Origin of the sequence: Apilactobacillus kunkeei (assembly GCF_005930975.1) — a bacterium.
Taxonomy (GTDB): Bacteria; Bacillota; Bacilli; order Lactobacillales; family Lactobacillaceae; genus Apilactobacillus; species Apilactobacillus kunkeei_E.
On the sequence record NZ_VBSE01000040.1, the window covers coordinates 21,323 to 42,781 of the forward strand.

Here is a 21,459-nt window from a genome sequence, read left to right on the forward strand (position 1 = left end):
GCACTCCTTTTAGTCTAAGTTAATATCTAAAATTTGCAAAATGCGGTTTAAATCATCATCTGATGCGTAACTAATTTCAATCTTTCCAGTTCCCTTCTTAGAACGATTATTTGAGATTGAAACAGAAGTTTGAAATTTATCTTGTAGTTCATTTTCAGAAGCACGTAAGAATGGTGATTTCTTGGTTGAACGACGTGGCTTCTTTTTCTTCTTAGGTGATGAACTTAGGTTTTCAATTTCCTTTTCAAGTTGACGAACAGTCATAGTTTGTTCATATGCTTTCTTAGCCAACTTAATTAGTTCATCCTTCTTCTTAACTGATAATAATGTTCTTGCTTGTCCCATTGAAAGTTGATTTTTGGTTAGCATATCCTTTACTTCAGTTGGTAAACCTAGTAAACGTAGGTAGTTAGCAATGTATGGACGTGATTTACCTAAACGTTTTGATACTTCAGCTTGAGTAATATCTAACTTGGTCATCAAAGTGTTGTAAGCTTCAGCCTCTTCGATTGGATTTAAGTCCTCTCTTTGAAGGTTTTCCATCACGGCAATTTCCATCATTTGTTCATCAGAAGCATCACGAACAATTGCTGGAATCTTTTCCTTACCTGCCATACGTGAAGCACGATAACGTCTTTCCCCAGCAAGAATTTCATATTCATCCTTGCTACCGCTAGTCTTTCTTACAATGATTGGTTGAAATACCCCAGATTTTTCAATCGAACGGGTTAAATCTTTAAGTGCATTTGTATCGAAATGCGTTCTTGGTTGGAAAGGATTTGGAGATAACTTGGTTAGCTCTAATTCCAATACATCTTCTGAGTTGGCGTCGATATCATTATCAGCAAATAATGCTTGAATGCCTCGACCTAGTCCTTTGTTATTCACCATGAGCAGCTAACACTTCCTTTGCAAATTGCATGTATAATTCTGAACCCTTGGAATTTGGATCATAATCAATGATTGGTAATCCGTAACTTGGGGCTTCAGATAATCGTACATTTCTAGTGATGATTGTGTCGTAAACCTTGTCACCAAAATACTTACGAACCTCATCGTTAACTTGTTGACCTAGCTTAGTACGCGAGTCATACATTGTAAGTAGAACTCCTTCGACATCTAGATCTGGGTTAAAATGCTTCTTAACTAATTGAACAGTATTTAATAGTTGGCTTAAACCTTCTAGTGCATAGTATTCAGTTTGAACTGGAATTAAAATTGAATCACTAGCAGTAAATGCATTTACAGTGATTAATCCTAACGAAGGTGGACAGTCAACTAGTACATAATCGTATTGATCTGAGACTGATTTTAGGGCATTTAATAAACGTGTTTCTCTCGCCATTTGAGGAGTTAATTCAATGTCTGCCCCTGATAGTTGAATGGTTGCTGGTACAATGTCTAATCCTTCGTGTTTTGAAGGAATAATGGCTTCTGAGATTGGTTCTTCATTAACCAATATATCGTAAATATCTTTTTGAATATCAGATTTTTGGATACCTACTCCTGAAGTTGCATTTCCTTGGGCATCAGCATCGATTAGTAATACCTTTTTACCCATTGTTGCAAGGTCTGCACCTAGGTTAACGGAAGTGGTAGTCTTACCTACTCCACCCTTTTGATTAGCTAATGATATAACGTGTCCCATTAAAACCCCTCCTCTAGTCTACTTATTACTTGAACCAATTGGTTTCTTGTTTGGTGTCCCCGCTTTTCTTGGGTATTGTTTTGGTGTGCTTTTCACTTTTTCTAACACAACCATATTACGCGGATCATTTGAGACTGGCAGATTAAACTCATCGTCTGAAATCATCTTACCACCCAAGGTAGCAATCGCGCTTTTTCCATCAGATAATTCATCTTTTGCTTTCGATGCTTTTAATGCGATCATTCGTCCACCAACCTTAACTAATGGCAAACAAAATTCTGCAAGCACACTCATTCGAGCAACTGCACGTGCAGTGGAGATATCAAATGATTCACGGTATTTAGATTTTTTTCCACCAAATTCTTCTGCACGGGCATGGTGTAATTCAACGTTAGTTAGTCCTAATTTAGCAACTAATTCATCCAAAAAGTTGATTCGTTTGTTCAATGAATCAATAATGGTGACCTTTAAATTAGGAAAAGCAATCTTTAACGGAATGGATGGAAAACCAGCACCAGCTCCAACATCACATAGTGTTAATTCTTCAGTCCTCAAGTCCTCTGCATAAAATGCAGGAGTAATTGAATCAAAGAAATGCTTTAAATATACTTCATCCCTATCAACAATGGTTGTCAGATTAACGTGTTCGTTAGTGGAAACTAACAATTCATAGTAATCAGCAAATTGCTTCATTTGATGGTCAGTCAATTCAATATTGTGTTTTGCTAATTGACTCTTAAATTCTTCTGGATTCATGCAAATCCTCCTATTGTGAAACATAATTGTTTCACATCTATCTATACTTTAACTGATATTAATCTTTTTTACAATCATGAAACATATACTTCTCCATTATAACCAAAATTAAGCTAGTTCGTCACTAGATTATCAAAAAAATGAATATAAAAAGGCGATCGTTCGATCGCCTTTTTATAGCATTGCTGTCATTATCAGATTGATTAAAAATAATGCACTTAAAATATAGTTGATTGTACTGATTGATTTAATTTGTCCATTGAAGATTTTCACTAATGGATATGCAACAAATCCGAATGCCAATCCAATTGAGATACTCCCAGTCAACGGAATCAATACCACGATTAAAAATGCTGGGAACCATTCGGCAAAGTCATCCATCTCAATGGTCTTCAAATTGGATAACATTAATGCACCCGTAATAATGATAACCGGTGCAATTGCTGCTTGAGGTACCAAATCTAAAAAACTAATAAAAAATGTTGAAAGTAAGAACATAATACCAGCAGTAATCGACATGATACCGGTCCTAGCACCTAATTGAAAACCAGCAACACTTTCAGCAGCTGAAACAGTTGGACTAGTTCCTAATATACTGGAAACAATTCCGGTAATTGAAACACTTCTAAATGTCTTCTTAAACTTTTTCATGTCCGGTAAGATTCCAGCATTCAATCCCATCGATTCAAATACCAAAATCATCGTCATTGAAAAAGATGCCATGATAAAAGGTGTTGTCCAGACATTGGAAAAACTAAAGTCAAACAATGATTTATGATATTGCAAAATATCAATCAGATGAGTGGTCTTAACCCCACTATCATGAATATGAAAGATTACTCCTACAATTGTTGTTATTACAATTCCAATGAAGAAGTTTCCCTTTACACCTTTAATGTATAGGACAATGGTTAGAATCAAACCAAAAATTGCTAGTATCAATGATGGATTCCTAAATGATCCAATCGTTAATAACGAATTCTTACCTTGTTGAATCAAACCGGCCTTTTGTAAACCAATCTCAACTAAAAATAAACCAATACCAGCGGTAATCGCTGACTTCAATGAATCTGGAATTCCACCCTGTAAGATGTCCGTAAATCGACTAAATGCGATTAATGCAAACGCAATTGTTGATACCAATGAAACCGTCAATGCTTCTTGATATGACAATCCCATGTTTAACACCATCGTGTAGGTAAAAAACGCATTAACACCCATCCCGGGAGTAATCACTACTGGGGAGTTAGCATAGAATCCCATAATGAAACAACCGATTACAGAACTAATAATTGTCGCAAAGACTGTCTGGTGAACATCCATCCCCGCATCCGCCAATATCATCGGATTAACCACCAAGATATATGAGATAGCAAAGAATCCGGTAATTCCACCCAAGACCTCTGTCTTAAAAATTTCTTTATCCCTTAAAACGTCTAAAAGAGACAGCGAGGCTGTCTCTTTTTTTAACGTTTTGTTCAACTTATTACTCATTAAACAAAATCCTTAATCTATATATAATATGTTTCTATTTTACCATACAAATAGACCAACGATTCCTGCAGATAGTAGAGAAACCAAAATTCCTGATAGAATCATGTAACCTACACTCTTTGAAATAGCGTTGTTTACTTCACGGTTAACGATACCCTTGAATGCACCGATGATCATTCCTACTGTAGAAAGGTTAGCAAATGAAGTTAGGAAGACAGTTAATTGTGCACGGTAGTGGGGAGCATATGAACCGATGTGTGATGATACTCTACCCATAACAACGAATTCGTTAGTTACCAGCTTAGTACCCATGTTTTGTGCAAATTCAAAAGCAGTATGCACATCTGAACCCATTAACCAAGCAAATGGGAACATGATGATTCCTAAGATATGTTCTAGGGATAAACTAGGATTGATTGCACCTAAAATCTTATCGATTAATGCAGCTAAAGCAACGAATGCAATAACATTTGCAGTAATGATTAAGATTAATTTACCAGCACCTAGGATTGAGTCACCCAAGAATGAGAAGAATGGTTCTTTCTTAGCTTCTTCAGCATTTTCAGGATGTTCACCAACAGCAACTTCAGCAGTTTGTGAAGAACTACCTAGCTTAGCGATAGTGTCTTCTTCTGGGCTAACTGAAGTTGGCATTAAAATACTAGTTACAATAACAGCATTTAAGATGTTCAATGGAACGGCAGTCAATACGTATTGGCCTGGAACCATTTGAGTGTAAGCACCAAGAATTGAGGCAGTCACACATGACATTGACATCATGGCAATGACAACATTTCTTACTGCTGAGATTTGCTTTAATTGTAGAGTTGAAACAGCAAGTGCTTCAGTGTTACCTAAAAACATCATTTCAACAGCGAAGAATGATTCAAACTTAGGTTGGCCAGTTATGTATGCCAAACCTTTACCTACCCACTTAATAATCCAAGGTAGGATTCCAATGTAAGTTAAGATATCAAACACTGGAACAATTAATAAAATTGGTAGAAGTGCTGAAGTTACAAAGTCCATTGACTTAACGTGAACCCAACTAGGTAATGCAAACGCAATTCCTTGGTAGGCTACTTCAACTAATGCTGAGAAACCATTGGCAGCGGCTTCAACAGCAGCACGACCCCATGAAAATTGTGTTAAACAGTAAGCGATTACTAGGTTTAACACTAAAACAGTAATTACTGAACGCCATTTAATTTCTTTCTTGTTCTTTGAAAAAATAAATGCAATCCCTAGGAAAACAATAATTCCTAAAATATTAACTAACAAATACATAAAATTTCTAATCCTTTCTCTGCGACAAAAAAATATAGTGACAAATAGCTTATTTTAGTTGCGCAACACCCCTTTCAATATCGATTAATTACTTAACTTCATTAATAAAATTTGGTTTAGTAACTTCCCCATCATCTAAATCAAAGAATGCCACGATTGCGTTAGCAACCGCGCCAAGTGAACGCTTAATCCCCAATGACTTACCTTCATCTTTATTTGGATTGAATACGATTAATGGTAAGTATTCACGCGTAATTCGATTGTCCATGGTTGGATCAATGGCATATGAAGATGTGAGTAATAGTAAATCATTATCCCTTAGTCTTTCTAAGACCTTACCAATTGTTTTATCCAGCACATTTAGTTGTTCTGCGTACCCATCACTGTCATTCATCCTAGCGAAGTGTCTTAATTCTGGTAACTGACAGTAAATTAACCCGCTTTTTTGAGTCCTCATCTTAGCTGATAATTCAATAAAAGCTTTGCCATCATCAGGGACTTGGACCATCGAAATATCGTCCTGTTTTTCCCAATAATAAGCAAAGCTTGAAATAATTGAAACACTATGTTGTTTTTCTGCCAACAAGTCCATTACAGAAACTGTACGGACACCGGCAGTGTAATCAAACATCTCACGAAATGAGGCACTACCCCTGTTGCTGTCAACAGTAGTAACCATCTTACCAAAGAAGCCACGAGGAGCGTCAACTTGTGGAATTGATTTAATCTCGTTGTCCCAGCGAACATTGCCAAGACCTAGGTTAATTAAATTAGAAACATTTAGCCCCTTATCAGCGATATGGCCTAATGTGTCGGCACCAATAGAATCAAAGCGATTAGCATCGGGAGCTTCACCTAAACCAAGTGAAGCAATATCCAAAACAATCATTCTTTTGTGTGTCATTGTGTGCCCTCCTAATTTTATTTATTAACAAATGAGTATATCATAAATGGCAATTGTGTCAATAAAAAAAGGCGCGGATATCCGCGCCTTTTTCGGCTTATATGCCCCTGCCAAGGAACTTCATTATACCAAAAAAATTTTCGAGTATATAAAATTAAGTTTTTGCTAATTTTTTGATATTATAATAGTTAATATATACATATTAATCGGAGTTGATTAAATTGGATCTTACAAACAAAACAGTCGTTACCCTAGGTGACTCAGTCACCCGTGGATTCGACGGAACCGTAAACCTACGATACAACTATCCAAGATACTTAGACAAATACTATAATTGCCGCGTTTACAACAATGGGATTAACGGAGCTACCATCTATGAAACACTAGAAAAAGAAATTGAAAAAATTAAAGATAAAAAATACGATATTATAATCTTGATGATTGGAACTAATGACTACGGTCACCTGGACGTTCCCTTAGTTCGTATTATATCAAAGCTAACTAAATTGATGCGCCAACTTATTAGCGACCATCACGAAGCAAAAATATACGCTGTGCTACCGTTATCTAGGTTTGACGAAGATAAAAACGCAGCTGAGGTAATTAGATATTCCGACTACACATTCAATCAACTACTTGATGGTCTAACTCAAGTCTATTCAGCATTTCAGATACCATTTATTGATTGGCGTGAATATCACTCAGAGTTCATCACCGACTTTAATTATAAAGACATGTACCAAGATCAACACGTTCACCCTAATGCTTATACTTATCGTAAACTTGCCTTTTATATAGGTGATTTCATCAAAAATGATTAAGATTTTCTTAAATTAGCCAAAATAATTCGCCTAAAAAATCCTCTCGTGCTAGCTTGTTAAACGCAAAACACACGAGAGGATTTTTTTATGAATGAAACAAATTTAAAAGATGAAGCGCTAAAAAATAATGATGGTACTACTTTTGTCGACATTGACAAGCTGCCGATTAGTCTGGTTAAACACCGTTTTAATTATAAACAAATCAACTGGCATGACCTTTTAATGTTGGTAGATATCGCTGATCGAAGTAAACGTTACGCAACCATGGTGATTGAAAATGGTTTTAACTTTTACTTACTAAAGTCATCAACCACGGCTCTAATTAATCGAAAATTACAAATGGAATGCTTGTTGCATAAGCATTTTAATAGAAGCATCTGTGAGGAACTGCATATCAAAAATAAATTTCCAATTCTAACCACTGAGGCCTCTCTGATTCCGTTGCCTTCTAACCATCGTACTCGGTCTTATTCCTGGTTTAATGCTAACCTTTTAAGCTATTGCATCCCCTATTCTACTGATAAATTCTCTTACTTATACATGCATGGAAGAGAAACCCATATAAAAGTTAACGCAAGTGGATATTATCTACAAAACAAGTTCAAAGATCTAATGATGATTCAAAACTTCATTATCTACTATACCCAAAGAAGTCTTAACTGCATCAATTTCGTCAAACAGAGTCGCTTTAATAACCCCAATTTATCCTGTAATAATTCGATATTATTCGACGACCAAATATACCACAACATATATTTAAAGACTGCTAAATACATGTATGAAGATTATTTAGCAAATAAAAAAGAGTAACCACTATTGGTTACTCTTTTTGTTTTTAAATCTTCTGACAATGACATATCCAACGACACCAACCCAACTAAGTGTGGTAACTAGGAAAATTATATCCATTCCTAGTCCAGTACGATAAGATACTGTTAGCACATTCTTACCTGGTTTGGCCTTAACAGTCACTGCACCAACCTGACTAATGCGAGCTGGCTTAATTTTCTTACCGTTTAAGACTAACTTAGTGGCTGAGTATTTAACAACGGTCACTCTGAAACGTCTTGTCTTTGCGTGATGGTTGTACCATGTAACGGTCAATGATCCGTCTTTATTGACCTTTTTGGTATAACCACCCTTGATTTTAAAATTATGTTTAATCAACTGACGATGGTTATTTAAGTATGGATGCACACTAGCATAATTATCCTCGTTAACTGCTTCAGTAGTTGGCAAGTAATCTGGAGTAGTCTTTAGGATATCGTTGATAAGATAGGACTTGTTAGGATTTTCTAAGTCATCTAAGTAAGTTCGATTGTATTTCTTATTATAGCTAAACGCATGGCTAACCGGAATTACAGAATCATTATTTTGCTTCATTGCAATGGTCTGAGACACGCCCAGGTTAATCGCCTGGAAGTTTGCCTCCATGTTTAATGCAAAAACAAAGAATAGCATTGCATAAGTGAATACTCTGCTTGGGTAATGAAGTGGTTTTAACGTTAAGGCATGCTTATCGTTAGTCAAAATCATCCCTAGCAATAAGAAAAATAAGATAAACGGAATCACTGAAAAACGTTTCGGAAATTGAACCAATGTAGTCAGTTTAGGAAATTCAACTTGCAAACGGGTCCACGGAACAATGTTAGTTGATAAAACCAAAAAAACAAATGCAACAGATCCCAATGTCCTTACAACATAATTTAACTTCTTCCATCTAGTAATTACGTAGTAAATCACATACAAGAAAATCAATAATTCCATTGGCTTAACAACACTTTGAATTGATTCACCGTGAAGTGAAACTGTGAATAATTGCATGCTAGTTTCTGGGAATGTGGGAATCAAGAAATTATGTTTAAAAATTGAAAGCATTACTCCCCATACATTAAAGGTCAAAGCAAGGGTTAATACAATTGCAATTAAACCATCTTTAATCATCTTCCACTTTTCTTTGGTTAACACCAAAGAAACAATAATGATTGGAAGTGATGCCCCAAAAGCAATCAAACTTGAAACCACATGTGTTTGAATCAATATTGCCATTCCAACGGATACACCTAGTACCGGGATTCTTAGTCTTTGTAGCATCAAAGTAATCCCAATGAAGAATACTGGCATTACAGCGGCACCGACACCAGTGAATTGTTGGTTAATCACCCATACAAATACAGATGATCCAATCATGTACAGCGCACCCATTAAAATGGAGTAATCACGACTAACTCCGTTAACCTTACATAACCAATACATTGAAAATGCAGCTACTAACATCACTATCAGTGAGATAACAATTTCAAAGACAATCCAATTGTAACTTAACAATAGGATAAAGCCAGCGATGTAAGCAACTACCGGTCCATACAAAGCATTAACAATTCTTCCAGTTTGTAAGAAACCGTAGTTCATTTGGAAATAATTATAACTTCCATTTCTGATTTGCTCAGCTGTGTCATAAAAGCGATTAAAGTGAAAAATCGTATCATAACTGAAAATTAACGTATTATTTAAAATCAAACCGCTAAGCGCCATCAGCCCCAACAAAACAAATACGAGAAGCGGGAAAAAGCGGCTTTCATGTAACTTTTTAGCCGCATTTCTCAGTTGTTCCAAAACTATCCCTCCAGTAATTGGAAATTATTCATTTCCTTGTAAAACGAACAAGGACTTATATAGCCTACTTGTTACGTCTAATTTTTGTTATTGCAAAAATACCGAACAAAATCCAACTAATCCATGTTAATACCATCATCAAACGAGTAGCAAATGAGGTTACATACTTAACGTTTACTCGGTTGTTACCCTTCTTTGCTGATACAATAACAGCACCTAGTTTAGTTGTCTTCACATTCTTAACAGTTCCATTAACTGTTACTTGGGTTTGAGCATACTTAACCAGTGGAACTTGAATTTTCTGTGCCTTCTTAAGTTTGAACTTAATACTTAAAGAACCATCTTTTCTTACAATGTGTTTGAAATGAACCTTCTTATCATGATTTTTTTCAATGTATTCCCTGTAATACAATTTGTATGGGTTAAATTTTTCGTATTCATCGTGTCCCTTAATTTGTTTATAAGATGGAACATAGTCAGGAGTCGCCTTAATAATATCTTCTAATAAGTTAGAGAGTTTGTGGCTTTGAGTGTCCTTTTGAATTGTTCTATGGTGCTTTCTCATGTAGTAATAAATAGAATTATCGTTCTTATTGTTTTTATGACGCTTAGTATTTAAGGCCACGTAGTTCACGCTGCGTTGGTGAATGGCATAAAAATCCAATCCGGCACTACCAACGATTAACAATAAGATAGTTACTACCACGGCATAATTACTCTTATGAGTATTGTTTTTAATTTCATAAGTTAAAATTCTACCAAAAGTTACCAATAGACATACAAACGCAATTACCAAGAAACGTTTTGGAAATTGGAGTGTATATGATAACTGCGGAATAATGTATTGAAGGACGCCCCATGGAAAATGACTCCAAGAAATAACTAAGAAGAAAAATCCAGTTAATGCTGTTGTCTTAGTTAAGATATCAACCTGCTTGAACCTTCTAATAACAAAGTATAATACAAAAATAAATAAAATAAACTCGGTCGGTTTCATTATGTTCACTAAAGATTGAACATTAAAGTTGTAACCGTAGGTACGAACCTGTGGAACTGGATATACAGGTAGTAAGTGATTAGTAGCAGAAATATAGATTAAGTTATACCAAACGTTAATGGTTAAAGCCAGCGTAATCAATGCAGCGTAAATGGTATGTAATAGCATACGGACACGTTGCTTCTTATCAACCGCATTGATCATTCCAACAACAAAGAATGGAATAATTCCAATTGCAGTAATCATGGCACTCATCAAGTGAGTTTGTACTAATAGACTCATTACAAAAGCAAATCCGATAAATGAAACGTCATTTTTTCTAACCATTTGGGTAGCATAAATCATGACGAATGGTACAATCATTGCCCCTACACCGGTAAACTGTTGAGCAGTAACCCATTGCATTACCAATGATGAGTACATGTAAATGAATCCCATAAAGATTGCTGGGTACTTGTCAACGTTGTTAACACGGCATAACTTGTACATTCCAAGAGCTGAAACAATTAGCACAATTAGGTCGGTTATAATTTCGAACTTAAACCAGGTGCCAGCTAATAATAATATCAAACCACCAACATAGGCTGCAACTGGTCCATACAAAGTACTTAGCATTCTTCCAGTTCCTAAAAAGCCGTAGTTAGTTTGAAAATAACTAATTTTGTGGGTTTTTAATTGCATTGCAGCATCATAGAAACGGTTGAAGTGAAACAGTGAATCTGACCCCAAAAATGTCTGTTTTTTAATTAGTGGAATCGATACAACTATCAACGCTAGAACTAAAAATATAATAAATGGTATTAACCATTTTAAAAACTGTTTTATTTTTTCCATCATTAATTCTCCTCATTATTTAGCTACGCTAGTTCCATTGGCGTAGTTAAGCTTAAATCCTTCTTGAATATTCTTAATGTAAATATTAAATGATATTGCATTACTACCAACTGACTTAGCTCTCATAATCACACCAGATGCTAGAAGATTACTCTTCTTAAAAACTGGCTTGACTTGATATCTAACGTAATGGTGGTGATTGCTGCGTAAGTAGTACGCAACCTTATTTTCAAACGTACTCATTGCAGGATCATTTAAGGAACGCGTACCCGTCATCAGATTACGCAAGTTATTGTTTTGACCAGTAAACTGATAGCCGATTAGATGACTTCTATTATACAACCATGTGCCGCCATCCTTCTTGTTATGCCAACCCGTTGGATCAACATATAAAGGTTCTCTTTTCACCTTTGGCATCAATGAATAGTTTAACATTGCATTCGCGGTGGTCGAACGGTTAAGCTTATCCAGACTTCCATATCTTGCCCAAGCACCATGTTTTAGTGACATTTCGGACTTACTAAATGCCGGATTATTACCATGTATAATTACAATTTGATTATTAGCAATCTTAGTCTTACCACTATGAATGACTGCTTTTTTATGTATTTTTTTGGCCTTTCTGGCTGTTACCTTAGTAACGACAGTACGGTGGGTACTCTCGTCTTTAGCCAAAGTAAGGCCGCGTGATTGCGCCTGACCTAAGGTAACCCTATAAACTTGTCGTGCCCTCTTTAACCCCCGATCATTTCGATTATAGTAATATCGCTTACCAGTTCTCGTAATATATACGTAGGTTTGTGCATTTACTGCCTGTCCAGAAACTGAAAAACACATTAAAAGTACAGTTATCAATGACAAGAAAACTAAGAACTTTTTCAAATTGTATCACTCCGTTTTAATCTTATACATTAATAATAATACATATTAGTATAATATTCACTGAAAATTAAAGAAAAGTAAAAAAGCTCCCCATTTTGGGAAGCTCATTTTTTGATTCTTATTTGTAGTAAAGAGTAACTGTTGGGTTATTTGCGTCAATTGCTGTGTTGTCAACACCTACAAATTGAAGTGAACCAGCACCAGTAGTTGATAGTTTAGATTGATCAATACTTAGTAAATTACGATTAGTTAAGATTGACTTAACAGCATTAGCATTGATACTTTGACCATTTAACACTACTTTTTGGTTCAATAAGTCTTGACCAGCTTCATTTAGAGTAGTTACTAAATCGGATGAAGGGGTCAAAAGTGCCCCAGTATCTTTTTGTCTAATTGCAATTGTTAAACGAGTTGCCGGAACCGCATTTAAATTGATAATAGCTGTTCCTCCGTTAACGATTGGTCCATCAGTATTGATGGCATTAGCATCAGTAGTGATTTGGTAATTATTTGGAATAAACTTAGCGATTGTGTCTGGATTTACAACTGGTGTACCGTTTATTGATAAATCCGATAAGTTAACAATCTTTGTACTTACAAAATTACCATTGTACTTGAACACTAGATTGTAGGTACTTGGTTTTGGTGTTGAAGTGGTTGTGGTAGTTGGATTTTGCTTGTTATCAGTTGATGTTTTAGCTGGATCATTCTTAGTAGAAGTCTTCTTAGTATGTTTTTTAACGTTACGAGCAGAAGTACTACCGCTGTAAATCCAACCGTTAACATTTTTCTTCTTGGTGTCTTGAACATAGTAGTATAACCAACCACGAGTGTTGTAAACGGCTGATTCAACAATAAAATCATCGTTGATGTATGAAGCCTTCTTGTGGCTAATAACACGAGCGTTAAAACGACTGAATTTCGGATAAGTCCATAGCCTATCTAAAATTTTAACGTTTACATCACTTGGATTAGGTCCATATTTTAAAGTTCTAGTTGCTGAAATTCCAGTGTTCTTAGTAATGTTACCTAGGTTGTATTGAAAATCATTTTTACCAGCATAGATCCAACCACGGTATTTACCACCTAAAGTAACAACGTGAGCGTAGTATAGGCCTGTGTTAGTCTTTGCCATTCCATATACATGGAAGACGTTTTCAGGTAACTTTGATTTAGCTAAACGGCGCATAGTTGCCTTATTGGCAACCACCTTAGCATTACCTAGTTTACCTGGTTTGTTCATGATACTAACTACCCCATTAGATTTAGCATATGCAGCATTTGCTGCAAAATGAACTTTGTAGTATGTGGCAGTTACTTTATTTTGTTTTTTAGTGTACTTACCTTTTTTTACCTTTTTGACAACACGCTTAGTGGTAACGTGTTTCTTGGCATTAGCAGCGGTTGAGTTCAACGAAGCTAATGAACCTAATGCAAAAAGAGTTAGTCCAGCATAGACTGTCTTCTTTAAAAATGATTGCATTTTGATTCCTCCAATAATTTTATAATCTTGATTATAACACATTTTAATTTTTTAACTATTTCATTAACAAATAGTTGTGTTTTATTAAATAATTTTAAAGAAAGTGCCATATTTTAGACATTTTATTCAAAAAATATTAAAGTAAGGTAAAAAGATTAGCGGGGGTATTGCCAATGACGGAAACGTTTAGTTCAAACAATCCAAGTTCTCACCTTTTGGCTCAACTTAGATTAAGAAACTATTTTGCTGCATATTTAAATCAAATTATCTCTAAGAGTTTCGGCGACGATGAAAAATATCCACTGTTTGAAGAACTTCTCAATAAACAAAATAATTTTGAAGTTGTTAACTACCTACTAATCATAACCGACAAATATCGCAATAAAACAAATCTATTAAATGAATTAATTGATATCATGCAAGGAGAATGAAATCTTCTCCTTCGACATTCAAGATACGAACTCTTCTACATTTATTACTTATGTATTTGAAGGGAGGGATTTAATTGCGTCAGTTATATAGAGGGCTTAAATTGGATACTGAATTTGAGCAAGCCAATCTACATCTCCGTCGCAAGCTACGTCAAAAAATCCAAAATGAGCTTATCGAATATGTCGGAGACAAACATTATTACCCCTGCAATAAAGCACTGGATAAAATCTATTGTGCCAATGATATGCACTACATGCTAGCAATCATTACTAGTTCACGTCCTCGACCGCTTGAATATATTATCAAATGTGTGAATAACATGGATGCTCGTAGATACCATCGTTTGTCACAAGAAGCGTTTGGTTTTTGGTACCCATAATAAAAAAGACGCTATCAATAATGATGGCGTCTTTCCTTATCTTTGAATTTATTTAGATAGTTTGCATAATTATTTTCAAATGATTGTTACATATTTTTACAAAAACATATATAATCTAAAACAATAAGTTTTTTATTGTAGACGAGAGGATTGATGTACATGATTTCTTTTTCATACCAAGCTTTTGTAACCGTTGTTAGTGAAGAAAGTTTTCACCATGCAGCTCAAAAGCTAGAAGTAACACCTTCTGCAATTTCTCATTCAATCGATAAACTAGAAAAGCAACTTGGTTTCTCACTACTTATCCGTGATAGATCAGGGGTTAAGTTAACCGAAGATGGTAAAGATGTTCTTCCAATCATTCAAGACATCTTAAATAACGAAGAACGACTTCAACAAGAAGCAAATAAAATTAAAGGACTAACTTCTGGAACAGTTAGATTAGGTGCTTTTAGTAGTGTCTGTATCAACTGGTTGCCAACAATTATACATAACTTTCATAGTCAATTTCCAAACGTCAAAGTTGAGCTGATTCAAAGTGATTTTAATGACATCACACTGCAGGCTCGACAAGGTAAAATCGATCTTGGCTTCACTTGTCAACCAATCAATGAAAGATTAGTAAAGGCCCTATTAGTAAAAGACAAGATTTACTGCATCACCCCTAGGGACTTCGTTCCAGCCAATGGTAAGTCAATCACTAAAAAAGATGTTGAAAATCAACATTTTATCCTACAAAAATCCGATTACGATGGTGATACCAAGGCTGTTCTAGACCAGTATAACGTTGCTCCTAACTCAATTCAATTCAGTATTGATGACCAATCAATCATCGCAATGGTTGAATCAGGTCTGGGTATGGGAATTTTACCTAAACTAGCATTTCAAAGAATAAACGGTGATGTATCATTGTACCCATTTGATGATGATTTCTACCGTTCAATCTTCATGGTAATGAACTCTGTTCAAATGAAGACTCCAGCCGCTCAAAAAATGGTGTCATGTATTCGTGAATTTATCGAATCAAACTATCCAGATGGATACTTAAAATAAAAAAGACGTGTTGCAATATGCAACACGTCTTTTTTTACTTAGCAGAACTGTCGGTCTTAATTCGTTTGTCGAATAAAACTTGGTTAGTGGTGTCAACAATCTTTGCTGCCACTGGTTCTTGGTATAAGTTACCATCCTTGTCACGGAATAGGTTTAATTCTGATAGACGTTGCATGGCTGGCATTACCTTATCAGCACTTAGGTCACCTTCTACATAATTAAAACCAAGGTTCTTGTTCTTGCCGTTTTCGCTCTTAAATGTTAATTCTAGTTTTTTCATTAATTTGTCCTCCAATTAAAATTAGCCTACGTACTTAATTTCTTGTACTAGTTTGGCTCCTTGAGCATCACAACCGGTTAATTCGCCAACAATTGCAGTTAATTTAGCCATTTGTTCAGGTGATACTTCTTGAATTGCATTGGCCATATTACGTTTTCTCAAAACTTGGTCGCTTCCTAAAGTATTAACTGTAATCTTTGACTTGTTCCATTGCTTTTCCATTATGATTTACCTCTTTTTCCAATTTTCATAAGTGATTAGCGCCAACCCTTACACTATTAATAACGTGTTTACATTCAAAAGTGTTACCCTAATTTGTAAAATTCTTCTTGAACGCCTTTCTTCCACTGATAAACGGTCTTTCGACTTACATGATACTTTCTAGCAATATCGGTAACAGTCATAGAATCATTGTAAGCACAGCATAAAAACTTTCTTTGGTTGGTGGTGCAGTTCAACCATAATTGGTTTAACAAATCGATGCCGTCAATCTCGTCATGTGGCGAAAAATCAACACCATCAACATCTGATTCAACACTAATAACATGATTCTTGATTCGTTGCTGTTTTCTCAAAACATCCAACAGGTACCAATAAACGGCCTGAAATAAGTATCCACATACCCTATCATCATCCAATTCCTCATTGTATTGACTATACTTAGTTGCTAGGTGGATAAATCCCTCCTGCTTTAAGTCATCAAATTGAGGGTTATCCGCCCTAATATTTAATCGCTTTAACACTCCATAAACAATGCCAACATGGTTTTGCTTCATTAAGAAATCAAATCCGACATCTAAATTATTCATCTCAACCAATCCTTTTTCCGTATTGATCAAGGGCCCTTGAACGATTAAAAAGATAACAATAACGAGCAAAAATAACATCGCGTCTTTTTTAGTTTAAAACTGCAAAATCTTACACTTTCAATATAAAAAATAGTAGAATGAGAGTAATTAATTTAGGAGGTTATGTCATGGAATGGAAAGTAAAAACATTTGCTGAAATCACACGTGACGAACTATGGTCCATCTACTTTGCCCGTGTTCAAACCTTTGTGGTAGAACAAAAACGTCCTTACCAAGAAGTCGACGATGTCGACAAAAAAGCACTACATATTTGGGCTGAAGAAGATGGGAAACTATTAGCCTATGCCAGGATTTTTCATGGAAAAGACCACACATCATTTGGCAGAGTGCTTACCACTCCTGCCGCACGTGGCAAAGGATTGGGTAAGCAATTAATTGAACGCGTACTAAAGGAAATCGATGAACACTTTGATCATCCAAGAGTTGAAATTGATTCACAAGATGATAAAGAGGCATTTTATGCCAAATTTGGTTTTAAATCAGTCGGGGATGTTTACGAGTTCCACCAAACTCCACACATTAAAATGATTTTAAACAAATAAAAAAATGCATGCAGATAATTTATATCTACATGCATTTTTTAGTGCATAAATTCCTTAATTTTATTCATATCAATTACGCTGGACTCTTCTAACTTTTTCAAGTTAAACTCAACCGGATTCAAATGTACTCTAGGATCGTTAACAACAAACTCAAAACCCAACTGAAAATCCTTTTTAGAAATATCATTATGAGAAACATCATCATGTTCGTGTTTGGCAATCGAAAATGCTTCAGCAATGATACGGTTCAATTGTTCATCATCACTACTTCGTTTAATGGCAATCGTGACAATATAATCATTTGAAATTGGTCGCCACCGCGTTAATCCTTCCCTAAACAAATCTAAGTTCACACTGTGAGCTAATTCCTCACCATGTAACGTCATATAGATGCGGTTTAATTTAATGAATCCACTGGTGTTTAACTTTTCATCCAGAAAATAGATAAAAACTCCATGACCATTAACCGATGAACGATCAACTCTAATTATCATTGGGGGCTGGCGGCGATTCAAATATAGTGCAATGTATGCGGTAATAAATGTTCCAATTGCACTTGCTAGCTCGAAAATGTCATTCCAACTTAATGGTTCTAAATGCATTCACACATCCCCCTTTCCTTAGTGAATTAATTGTCTAAACCCATTTATTTCAATTAATCAAATCATAACATTTTTTTATTTTATTGTTGATTAAAAAATCCAAAAATAAATTAACATCGCCATCTTCTAAGCATTTAATATGTTTATTAATAATCCATATTAAAAAAGCAGCCACACTATGTGGTTGCTTTTTTCTAATCAATTGGTGCTGTTGATTTTAATACTTCAGATCTCCAAAGTACAACTAGATAACCATAACCGCTACTATCAAACGATAGACTTTCAAATTCACGATTAGTTCCAAAAGTAGTGTAGTGAACATCTTGTGGTTGAATGTTGTCATTTCTGACTTCATCCACCGGAATTGAAATAATCAAATCGTTTGAAAGTAAGTAGAGACGATTATTATTACGATTGTAAGTGACGCCCTGGTTAAAGCTTCCTGGCCACTTAATTAGTCCTTTTACTGGGGTGAATTGAATACCACTTTCATTCATTGTTCCGTGGAATAATGTGTAGGTACCACTCATCTTCTTAGGACCGCCACCAACACCAAAATATGCATTGCCATCGTTATCAAATGTTAATGTATGGATAGCGTAGTAATGTCCCTTGTTGTTTAGTTTGAAACGGTATACGTGAACTGGTTTCATGTTTTCCGCATCCATTTCAGTTACTTGGTTATAAAAGTCATCTCCCACAACACCTAACTTATCATCTTGAGCCAAGTATACGTGGTTGTTACTTGGGTTGTATGACAATGTTTGACCGTGTCCAATGTTGGTAACGGGACTGATTGTTAATAATTTTGATAAATCAAAGTACTTACTGAATAAGTCATTGCGTTTACCAATACGATTGATTTCACGGTTGTTATGATTAACCTTGGCATTCCAAGCACTAATTTGTTTATTATCTTTATTGATTAACTTAGCTTGTGCTTTCTTCACACGGTTGAAGGTCTTAAATGCCTTAGGTGTTAACTTACTCATATCCCTCTTTTTTGCATTTAACTTTCCATATGTCTTGTTAAGCTTAGTAATTTGTTTCTTAATCTTATTAATTATCTTGGCTTTTGCGTGCTTCTTTTTTTGATTTTTTAAATTCTTATTTAGTTTCTTTACAGATCTTCGGTTAGTCTTGATGTTCTTTGCTAACTTTTTCTTGGCCTGCTTTATTGCATTATTAAATGTCTTTTGATTGGTCTTCACCTTCAAGTTGGCATTCTTAACTACCTTTTTCATGTTGGCAATCTTTGTTTGAATAGTGATATTGTTTTTTCTGTAGGCATCAGTATTGACAATAAAATTAGACAATTTCTTGCTATGATCACTGCCGTAAGCAGAGTTTTTATTAAAGAAGTTAAAAACCTGGGCTAAAATGTTTTGCTGGGTACTGGTATCAATTCCCTTCTTATCTAATGCGTCTAATCCAATTTTTACAATTGCACCCTTGTTAGTATTGGTTCCAGCAGATTCTACAAAATAGATACTGTTGTTAGCGATGATTCCACCTTGGTAGTTTCCGTGTTCACCTGGACTAACGTGAAATCCTTCAGGTAAAAACCACTTAGTCTTAAAAGTTGTTGAACCTGTATTAATTGAATCAATGGATGTGTAATTATTTGGCACATCCATATTACGAACACGCGTGTAGTTCCCCCATGTTGGGGTTATCTTAGGTAGCTTACTATCGACAATATGGTATTTAGTGTTGTTATCGACGTAAGCATTGTCTCTGGTGGTAGTTGGAATTCCATCCGTGTTGATAGAATCACTGATGGTCTTGTTATCGTTGAACTTATCACCAGTCTTTTGTGTCCCCTCGTTTGGCTTTTTTGCATCCCCATCGATAGCTTCAGCATCCTTATCATCGATGATGTTAGAACTACTATTGGCATCTGCGAATGCCTTAATTCCAAAGTCAATTGAAGGTAACGAAATTAACGTAGCAATGATTGTCAAAAGTAAGAATAGATTTCTTAGCTTTTTCATGTCAAAAATCGCCCCTCTCAAATTTAATCACTGTTTCTATTTAACCCCTTTAAACGCTGTTTTGCAATAAAATAATTGTTAAATAATACGCTGATAATTTAAAAACATTTTTAACATGATATAATGTTAATTAATATTGTATAAATGAAAAGGACGTTTTTAATGGCATACCAAAATCGCAATAATCGTTCCAACTATAACGACGTTGAAGTCGAAGTTGGCCAACAATTTAAAATTACCATCAAAAGAATGGGCATTAACGGTGAAGGAATTGGTTTTTACGAACATAAGCTTGTGTTTGTTACCGGTGCTTTTACCGATGAAAAAGTCGTCGCTGAAGTAACTAAGGTCTATCCTAATTACATCAAAGCAAAAGCCGTCAAGATTAATCGTGTTTCACCAGATCGTGTTGAACCTCGAGATAGTTATGCCGGCACTGTTGGTGGATTCGAACTTGAATCACTATCATATCCCGCACAACTTCGTTTCAAACGTGATTTAATCAAACAAGCACTAGAAAAATTTCAACCACAGGGTTACAAGAATTTCAAAATTCGTTCTACCATGGGAATGGAAAACCCTTACGAATACCGTAATAAGGCTCAATTCCCTGTTAGAATGAAGGACGGAAAGGTAATTGCTGGATTATTCAAAGAAGGAACTCATGAATTAGTTGATCTTCCAGAATGTTCAGTGCAATACCCTGCTACCATGAAAGTAATGAGAAAGATTGTTGAATTCATCCAAGAACTAGAAATTCCTGTTTTTGATGAATCAAACAACTCTGGAATCTTAAAAACCGTCATCGTCCGTGCTGCATTAAACACCGATGATGTTCAAGTAGTCTTTGTTACTAACACACCTAAGTTTGTTAAAAAAGGATTCATGCTAAAGAAGATCATGATGGAATTACCAGAAGTAACTTCTGTTATGCAAAACATCAATCCTGGTGACTCCCCTCTTATATGGGGTGACAAAACAGTGCACTTAGCTGGTAAGGATACCATCATTGAAAAGATTAAGGGACTAAGCTTCGAACTATCAGCTCGTGCTTTCCTACAATTGAATTCAATCATGCTTCCTCGTCTATATGAAGTTGCCATCTCCGCACTAGAACTTACCGGAAACGAAAAAATCGTTGATGCGTACTCTGGTGTTGGTACCATCGGTTTACCTTTAGCCAAACACGCTGAAGAAATTCGAGGAATGGATATTATTCCAGAAGCCGTTGAAGATGCTAATCACAATGCCATCATCAACAAGATTAGAAACGCATACTACGAAGTTGGTAAGGCCGAAGACCTATTACCAGAATGGTTAGAAGAAGGTTTTAAACCGGATGCTATTATCGTTGATCCACCACGCACTGGACTAGACGATAAATTAATTGACGCTATTTTAAAGAGTGCACCAGAAAAATTCGTATATGTATCATGTAACCCTTCAACAATGGCTGCCGACTTAGTCCAACTAACTCGTAAGTACAAGGTGGACTTCATTCAACCAATCGATATGATGCCACAAACACCACGTTGTGAAGCGGTCGTTAAATTTACTAGAAAATAATCGATAGAAAGTAGGTATTC

The 21,459-nt window shown here is 35.4% G+C and carries 22 protein-coding genes; 7 read left to right on the forward strand and 15 right to left on the reverse strand.

What is annotated here, in order from left to right; all coding sequences use genetic code 11:
* Nucleotides 1-9: 9 nt before the first annotated feature.
* The 6 genes from FD688_RS04170 to FD688_RS04195 form a co-directional block, all read right to left on the reverse strand.
* Nucleotides 10-891 (reverse strand): ParB/RepB/Spo0J family partition protein, encoded by an 882-nt coding sequence (locus tag FD688_RS04170; RefSeq protein WP_034532676.1) that lies wholly within the window; start codon nucleotides 889-891, stop codon nucleotides 10-12.
* Nucleotides 881-1,648: a ParA family protein gene (locus FD688_RS04175; protein WP_034535006.1), complete on the reverse strand. Its 768-nt coding sequence runs from the start codon at nucleotides 1,646-1,648 to the stop codon at nucleotides 881-883. Before FD688_RS04175 ends, FD688_RS04170 begins: the two co-directional genes overlap by 11 nt.
* Before the next feature lie 18 nt (nucleotides 1,649-1,666).
* Nucleotides 1,667-2,404, reverse strand: coding sequence for a 16S rRNA (guanine(527)-N(7))-methyltransferase RsmG (gene rsmG / locus FD688_RS04180; protein WP_138741908.1), 738 nt, complete (start codon nucleotides 2,402-2,404; stop codon nucleotides 1,667-1,669).
* A 174-nt stretch (nucleotides 2,405-2,578) separates the two neighbouring features.
* The gene (locus FD688_RS04185; protein ID WP_138741909.1) at nucleotides 2,579-3,898 is read right to left on the reverse strand and encodes an NCS2 family permease; all 1,320 of its coding nucleotides are present in this window, start codon (nucleotides 3,896-3,898) and stop codon (nucleotides 2,579-2,581) included.
* Nucleotides 3,899-3,937: 39 nt separating this feature from the next.
* On the reverse strand, nucleotides 3,938-5,185 hold the full coding sequence (locus FD688_RS04190) for a NupC/NupG family nucleoside CNT transporter (RefSeq protein ID WP_138741910.1): 1,248 nt from the start codon (nucleotides 5,183-5,185) through the stop codon (nucleotides 3,938-3,940).
* Nucleotides 5,186-5,273: 88 nt separating this feature from the next.
* Nucleotides 5,274-6,089 carry a phosphopentomutase gene (locus FD688_RS04195; RefSeq protein WP_138741911.1) on the reverse strand — a complete coding sequence of 272 codons (816 nt, stop codon included), beginning with the start codon at nucleotides 6,087-6,089 and terminating at the stop codon, nucleotides 5,274-5,276.
* A 221-nt stretch (nucleotides 6,090-6,310) separates the two neighbouring features.
* Between FD688_RS04195 and FD688_RS04200 the strand changes: the two genes are divergently transcribed.
* A complete protein-coding gene (locus FD688_RS04200; protein WP_190242904.1) occupies nucleotides 6,311-6,910 on the forward strand; it encodes an SGNH/GDSL hydrolase family protein in 600 nt (199 codons plus the stop codon).
* A gap of 87 nt (nucleotides 6,911-6,997) precedes the next feature.
* Entirely contained in the window at nucleotides 6,998-7,720 is a 723-nt protein-coding gene (locus tag FD688_RS04205) for a hypothetical protein (protein ID WP_138741913.1), read from the forward strand.
* Between the two features lie 3 nt (nucleotides 7,721-7,723).
* Here the strand turns inward: FD688_RS04205 and FD688_RS04210 are convergent, their stop codons facing one another.
* From FD688_RS04210 to FD688_RS04225, 4 genes are all read right to left on the reverse strand, one after another.
* Nucleotides 7,724-9,322 carry a hypothetical protein gene (locus FD688_RS04210; protein WP_190242905.1) on the reverse strand — a complete coding sequence of 533 codons (1,599 nt, stop codon included), beginning with the start codon at nucleotides 9,320-9,322 and terminating at the stop codon, nucleotides 7,724-7,726.
* A gap of 268 nt (nucleotides 9,323-9,590) precedes the next feature.
* The gene (locus tag FD688_RS04215; protein ID WP_138741915.1) at nucleotides 9,591-11,357 is read right to left on the reverse strand and encodes a hypothetical protein; all 1,767 of its coding nucleotides are present in this window, start codon (nucleotides 11,355-11,357) and stop codon (nucleotides 9,591-9,593) included.
* Nucleotides 11,358-11,372: 15 nt separating this feature from the next.
* Nucleotides 11,373-12,194: a DNA/RNA non-specific endonuclease gene (locus tag FD688_RS04220; protein WP_138741953.1), complete on the reverse strand. Its 822-nt coding sequence runs from the start codon at nucleotides 12,192-12,194 to the stop codon at nucleotides 11,373-11,375.
* A 163-nt stretch (nucleotides 12,195-12,357) separates the two neighbouring features.
* Nucleotides 12,358-13,722: a hypothetical protein gene (locus tag FD688_RS04225; protein WP_138741916.1), complete on the reverse strand. Its 1,365-nt coding sequence runs from the start codon at nucleotides 13,720-13,722 to the stop codon at nucleotides 12,358-12,360.
* Between the two features lie 173 nt (nucleotides 13,723-13,895).
* Between FD688_RS04225 and FD688_RS04230 the strand changes: the two genes are divergently transcribed.
* The 3 genes from FD688_RS04230 (at nucleotide 13,896) to FD688_RS04235 (ending at nucleotide 15,586) form a co-directional block, all read left to right on the forward strand.
* Entirely contained in the window at nucleotides 13,896-14,153 is a 258-nt protein-coding gene (locus tag FD688_RS04230; RefSeq protein WP_138741917.1) for a hypothetical protein, read from the forward strand.
* Nucleotides 14,154-14,398: 245 nt separating this feature from the next.
* Complete coding sequence (locus FD688_RS07440) at nucleotides 14,399-14,533, forward strand: hypothetical protein (protein ID WP_263853921.1); 135 nt, start codon at nucleotides 14,399-14,401, stop codon at nucleotides 14,531-14,533.
* A gap of 159 nt (nucleotides 14,534-14,692) precedes the next feature.
* Nucleotides 14,693-15,586 carry a LysR family transcriptional regulator gene (locus FD688_RS04235; protein ID WP_138741918.1) on the forward strand — a complete coding sequence of 298 codons (894 nt, stop codon included), beginning with the start codon at nucleotides 14,693-14,695 and terminating at the stop codon, nucleotides 15,584-15,586.
* Nucleotides 15,587-15,620: 34 nt separating this feature from the next.
* Here the strand turns inward: FD688_RS04235 and FD688_RS04240 are convergent, their stop codons facing one another.
* The 3 genes from FD688_RS04240 to FD688_RS04250 form a co-directional block, all read right to left on the reverse strand.
* Entirely contained in the window at nucleotides 15,621-15,866 is a 246-nt protein-coding gene (locus tag FD688_RS04240) for a DUF2922 domain-containing protein (protein WP_138741919.1), read from the reverse strand.
* Nucleotides 15,867-15,887: 21 nt separating this feature from the next.
* Nucleotides 15,888-16,088, reverse strand: coding sequence for a hypothetical protein (locus FD688_RS04245; RefSeq protein ID WP_138741920.1), 201 nt, complete (start codon nucleotides 16,086-16,088; stop codon nucleotides 15,888-15,890).
* 83 nt (nucleotides 16,089-16,171) lie between these two features.
* Nucleotides 16,172-16,675, reverse strand: coding sequence for a sigma-70 family RNA polymerase sigma factor (locus FD688_RS04250; protein ID WP_190242906.1), 504 nt, complete (start codon nucleotides 16,673-16,675; stop codon nucleotides 16,172-16,174).
* A 167-nt stretch (nucleotides 16,676-16,842) separates the two neighbouring features.
* Here FD688_RS04250 and FD688_RS04255 point away from each other — a divergent pair, with 167 nt between their 5' ends.
* The gene (locus FD688_RS04255; RefSeq protein ID WP_138741922.1) at nucleotides 16,843-17,277 is read left to right on the forward strand and encodes a GNAT family N-acetyltransferase; all 435 of its coding nucleotides are present in this window, start codon (nucleotides 16,843-16,845) and stop codon (nucleotides 17,275-17,277) included.
* Nucleotides 17,278-17,315: 38 nt separating this feature from the next.
* Here the strand turns inward: FD688_RS04255 and FD688_RS04260 are convergent, their stop codons facing one another.
* The gene (locus FD688_RS04260) at nucleotides 17,316-17,879 is read right to left on the reverse strand and encodes a hypothetical protein (RefSeq protein ID WP_138741923.1); all 564 of its coding nucleotides are present in this window, start codon (nucleotides 17,877-17,879) and stop codon (nucleotides 17,316-17,318) included.
* A gap of 194 nt (nucleotides 17,880-18,073) precedes the next feature.
* Nucleotides 18,074-19,873: a hypothetical protein gene (locus FD688_RS04265; protein ID WP_138741924.1), complete on the reverse strand. Its 1,800-nt coding sequence runs from the start codon at nucleotides 19,871-19,873 to the stop codon at nucleotides 18,074-18,076.
* Nucleotides 19,874-20,035: 162 nt separating this feature from the next.
* Between FD688_RS04265 and rlmD the strand changes: the two genes are divergently transcribed.
* Nucleotides 20,036-21,439, forward strand: coding sequence for a 23S rRNA (uracil(1939)-C(5))-methyltransferase RlmD (rlmD, locus tag FD688_RS04270; protein WP_138741925.1), 1,404 nt, complete (start codon nucleotides 20,036-20,038; stop codon nucleotides 21,437-21,439).
* Nucleotides 21,440-21,459: the final 20 nt, after the last annotated feature.

Coding starts and splice junctions, on each gene's coding strand:
- FD688_RS04170 (WP_034532676.1), bottom strand. CDS start 891: ATGGTGAATAACAAAGGACTAGGTCGAGGCATTCAAGCATTATTTGCT.
- FD688_RS04175 (WP_034535006.1), bottom strand. CDS start 1,648: ATGGGACACGTTATATCATTAGCTAATCAAAAGGGTGGAGTAGGTAAG.
- rsmG (WP_138741908.1), bottom strand. CDS start 2,404: ATGAATCCAGAAGAATTTAAGAGTCAATTAGCAAAACACAATATTGAA.
- FD688_RS04185 (WP_138741909.1), bottom strand. CDS start 3,898: ATGAGTAATAAGTTGAACAAAACGTTAAAAAAAGAGACAGCCTCGCTG.
- FD688_RS04190 (WP_138741910.1), bottom strand. CDS start 5,185: ATGTATTTGTTAGTTAATATTTTAGGAATTATTGTTTTCCTAGGGATT.
- FD688_RS04195 (WP_138741911.1), bottom strand. CDS start 6,089: ATGACACACAAAAGAATGATTGTTTTGGATATTGCTTCACTTGGTTTA.
- FD688_RS04205 (WP_138741913.1), top strand. CDS start 6,998: ATGAATGAAACAAATTTAAAAGATGAAGCGCTAAAAAATAATGATGGT.
- FD688_RS04210 (WP_190242905.1), bottom strand. CDS start 9,322: ATGAACTACGGTTTCTTACAAACTGGAAGAATTGTTAATGCTTTGTAT.
- FD688_RS04215 (WP_138741915.1), bottom strand. CDS start 11,357: ATGGAAAAAATAAAACAGTTTTTAAAATGGTTAATACCATTTATTATA.
- FD688_RS04220 (WP_138741953.1), bottom strand. CDS start 12,194: ATGTGTTTTTCAGTTTCTGGACAGGCAGTAAATGCACAAACCTACGTA.
- FD688_RS04225 (WP_138741916.1), bottom strand. CDS start 13,722: ATGCAATCATTTTTAAAGAAGACAGTCTATGCTGGACTAACTCTTTTT.
- FD688_RS04230 (WP_138741917.1), top strand. CDS start 13,896: ATGACGGAAACGTTTAGTTCAAACAATCCAAGTTCTCACCTTTTGGCT.
- FD688_RS07440 (WP_263853921.1), top strand. CDS start 14,399: ATGCACTACATGCTAGCAATCATTACTAGTTCACGTCCTCGACCGCTT.
- FD688_RS04235 (WP_138741918.1), top strand. CDS start 14,693: ATGATTTCTTTTTCATACCAAGCTTTTGTAACCGTTGTTAGTGAAGAA.
- FD688_RS04240 (WP_138741919.1), bottom strand. CDS start 15,866: ATGAAAAAACTAGAATTAACATTTAAGAGCGAAAACGGCAAGAACAAG.
- FD688_RS04245 (WP_138741920.1), bottom strand. CDS start 16,088: ATGGAAAAGCAATGGAACAAGTCAAAGATTACAGTTAATACTTTAGGA.
- FD688_RS04250 (WP_190242906.1), bottom strand. CDS start 16,675: ATGAATAATTTAGATGTCGGATTTGATTTCTTAATGAAGCAAAACCAT.
- FD688_RS04255 (WP_138741922.1), top strand. CDS start 16,843: ATGGAATGGAAAGTAAAAACATTTGCTGAAATCACACGTGACGAACTA.
- FD688_RS04260 (WP_138741923.1), bottom strand. CDS start 17,879: ATGCATTTAGAACCATTAAGTTGGAATGACATTTTCGAGCTAGCAAGT.
- FD688_RS04265 (WP_138741924.1), bottom strand. CDS start 19,873: ATGAAAAAGCTAAGAAATCTATTCTTACTTTTGACAATCATTGCTACG.
- rlmD (WP_138741925.1), top strand. CDS start 20,036: ATGGCATACCAAAATCGCAATAATCGTTCCAACTATAACGACGTTGAA.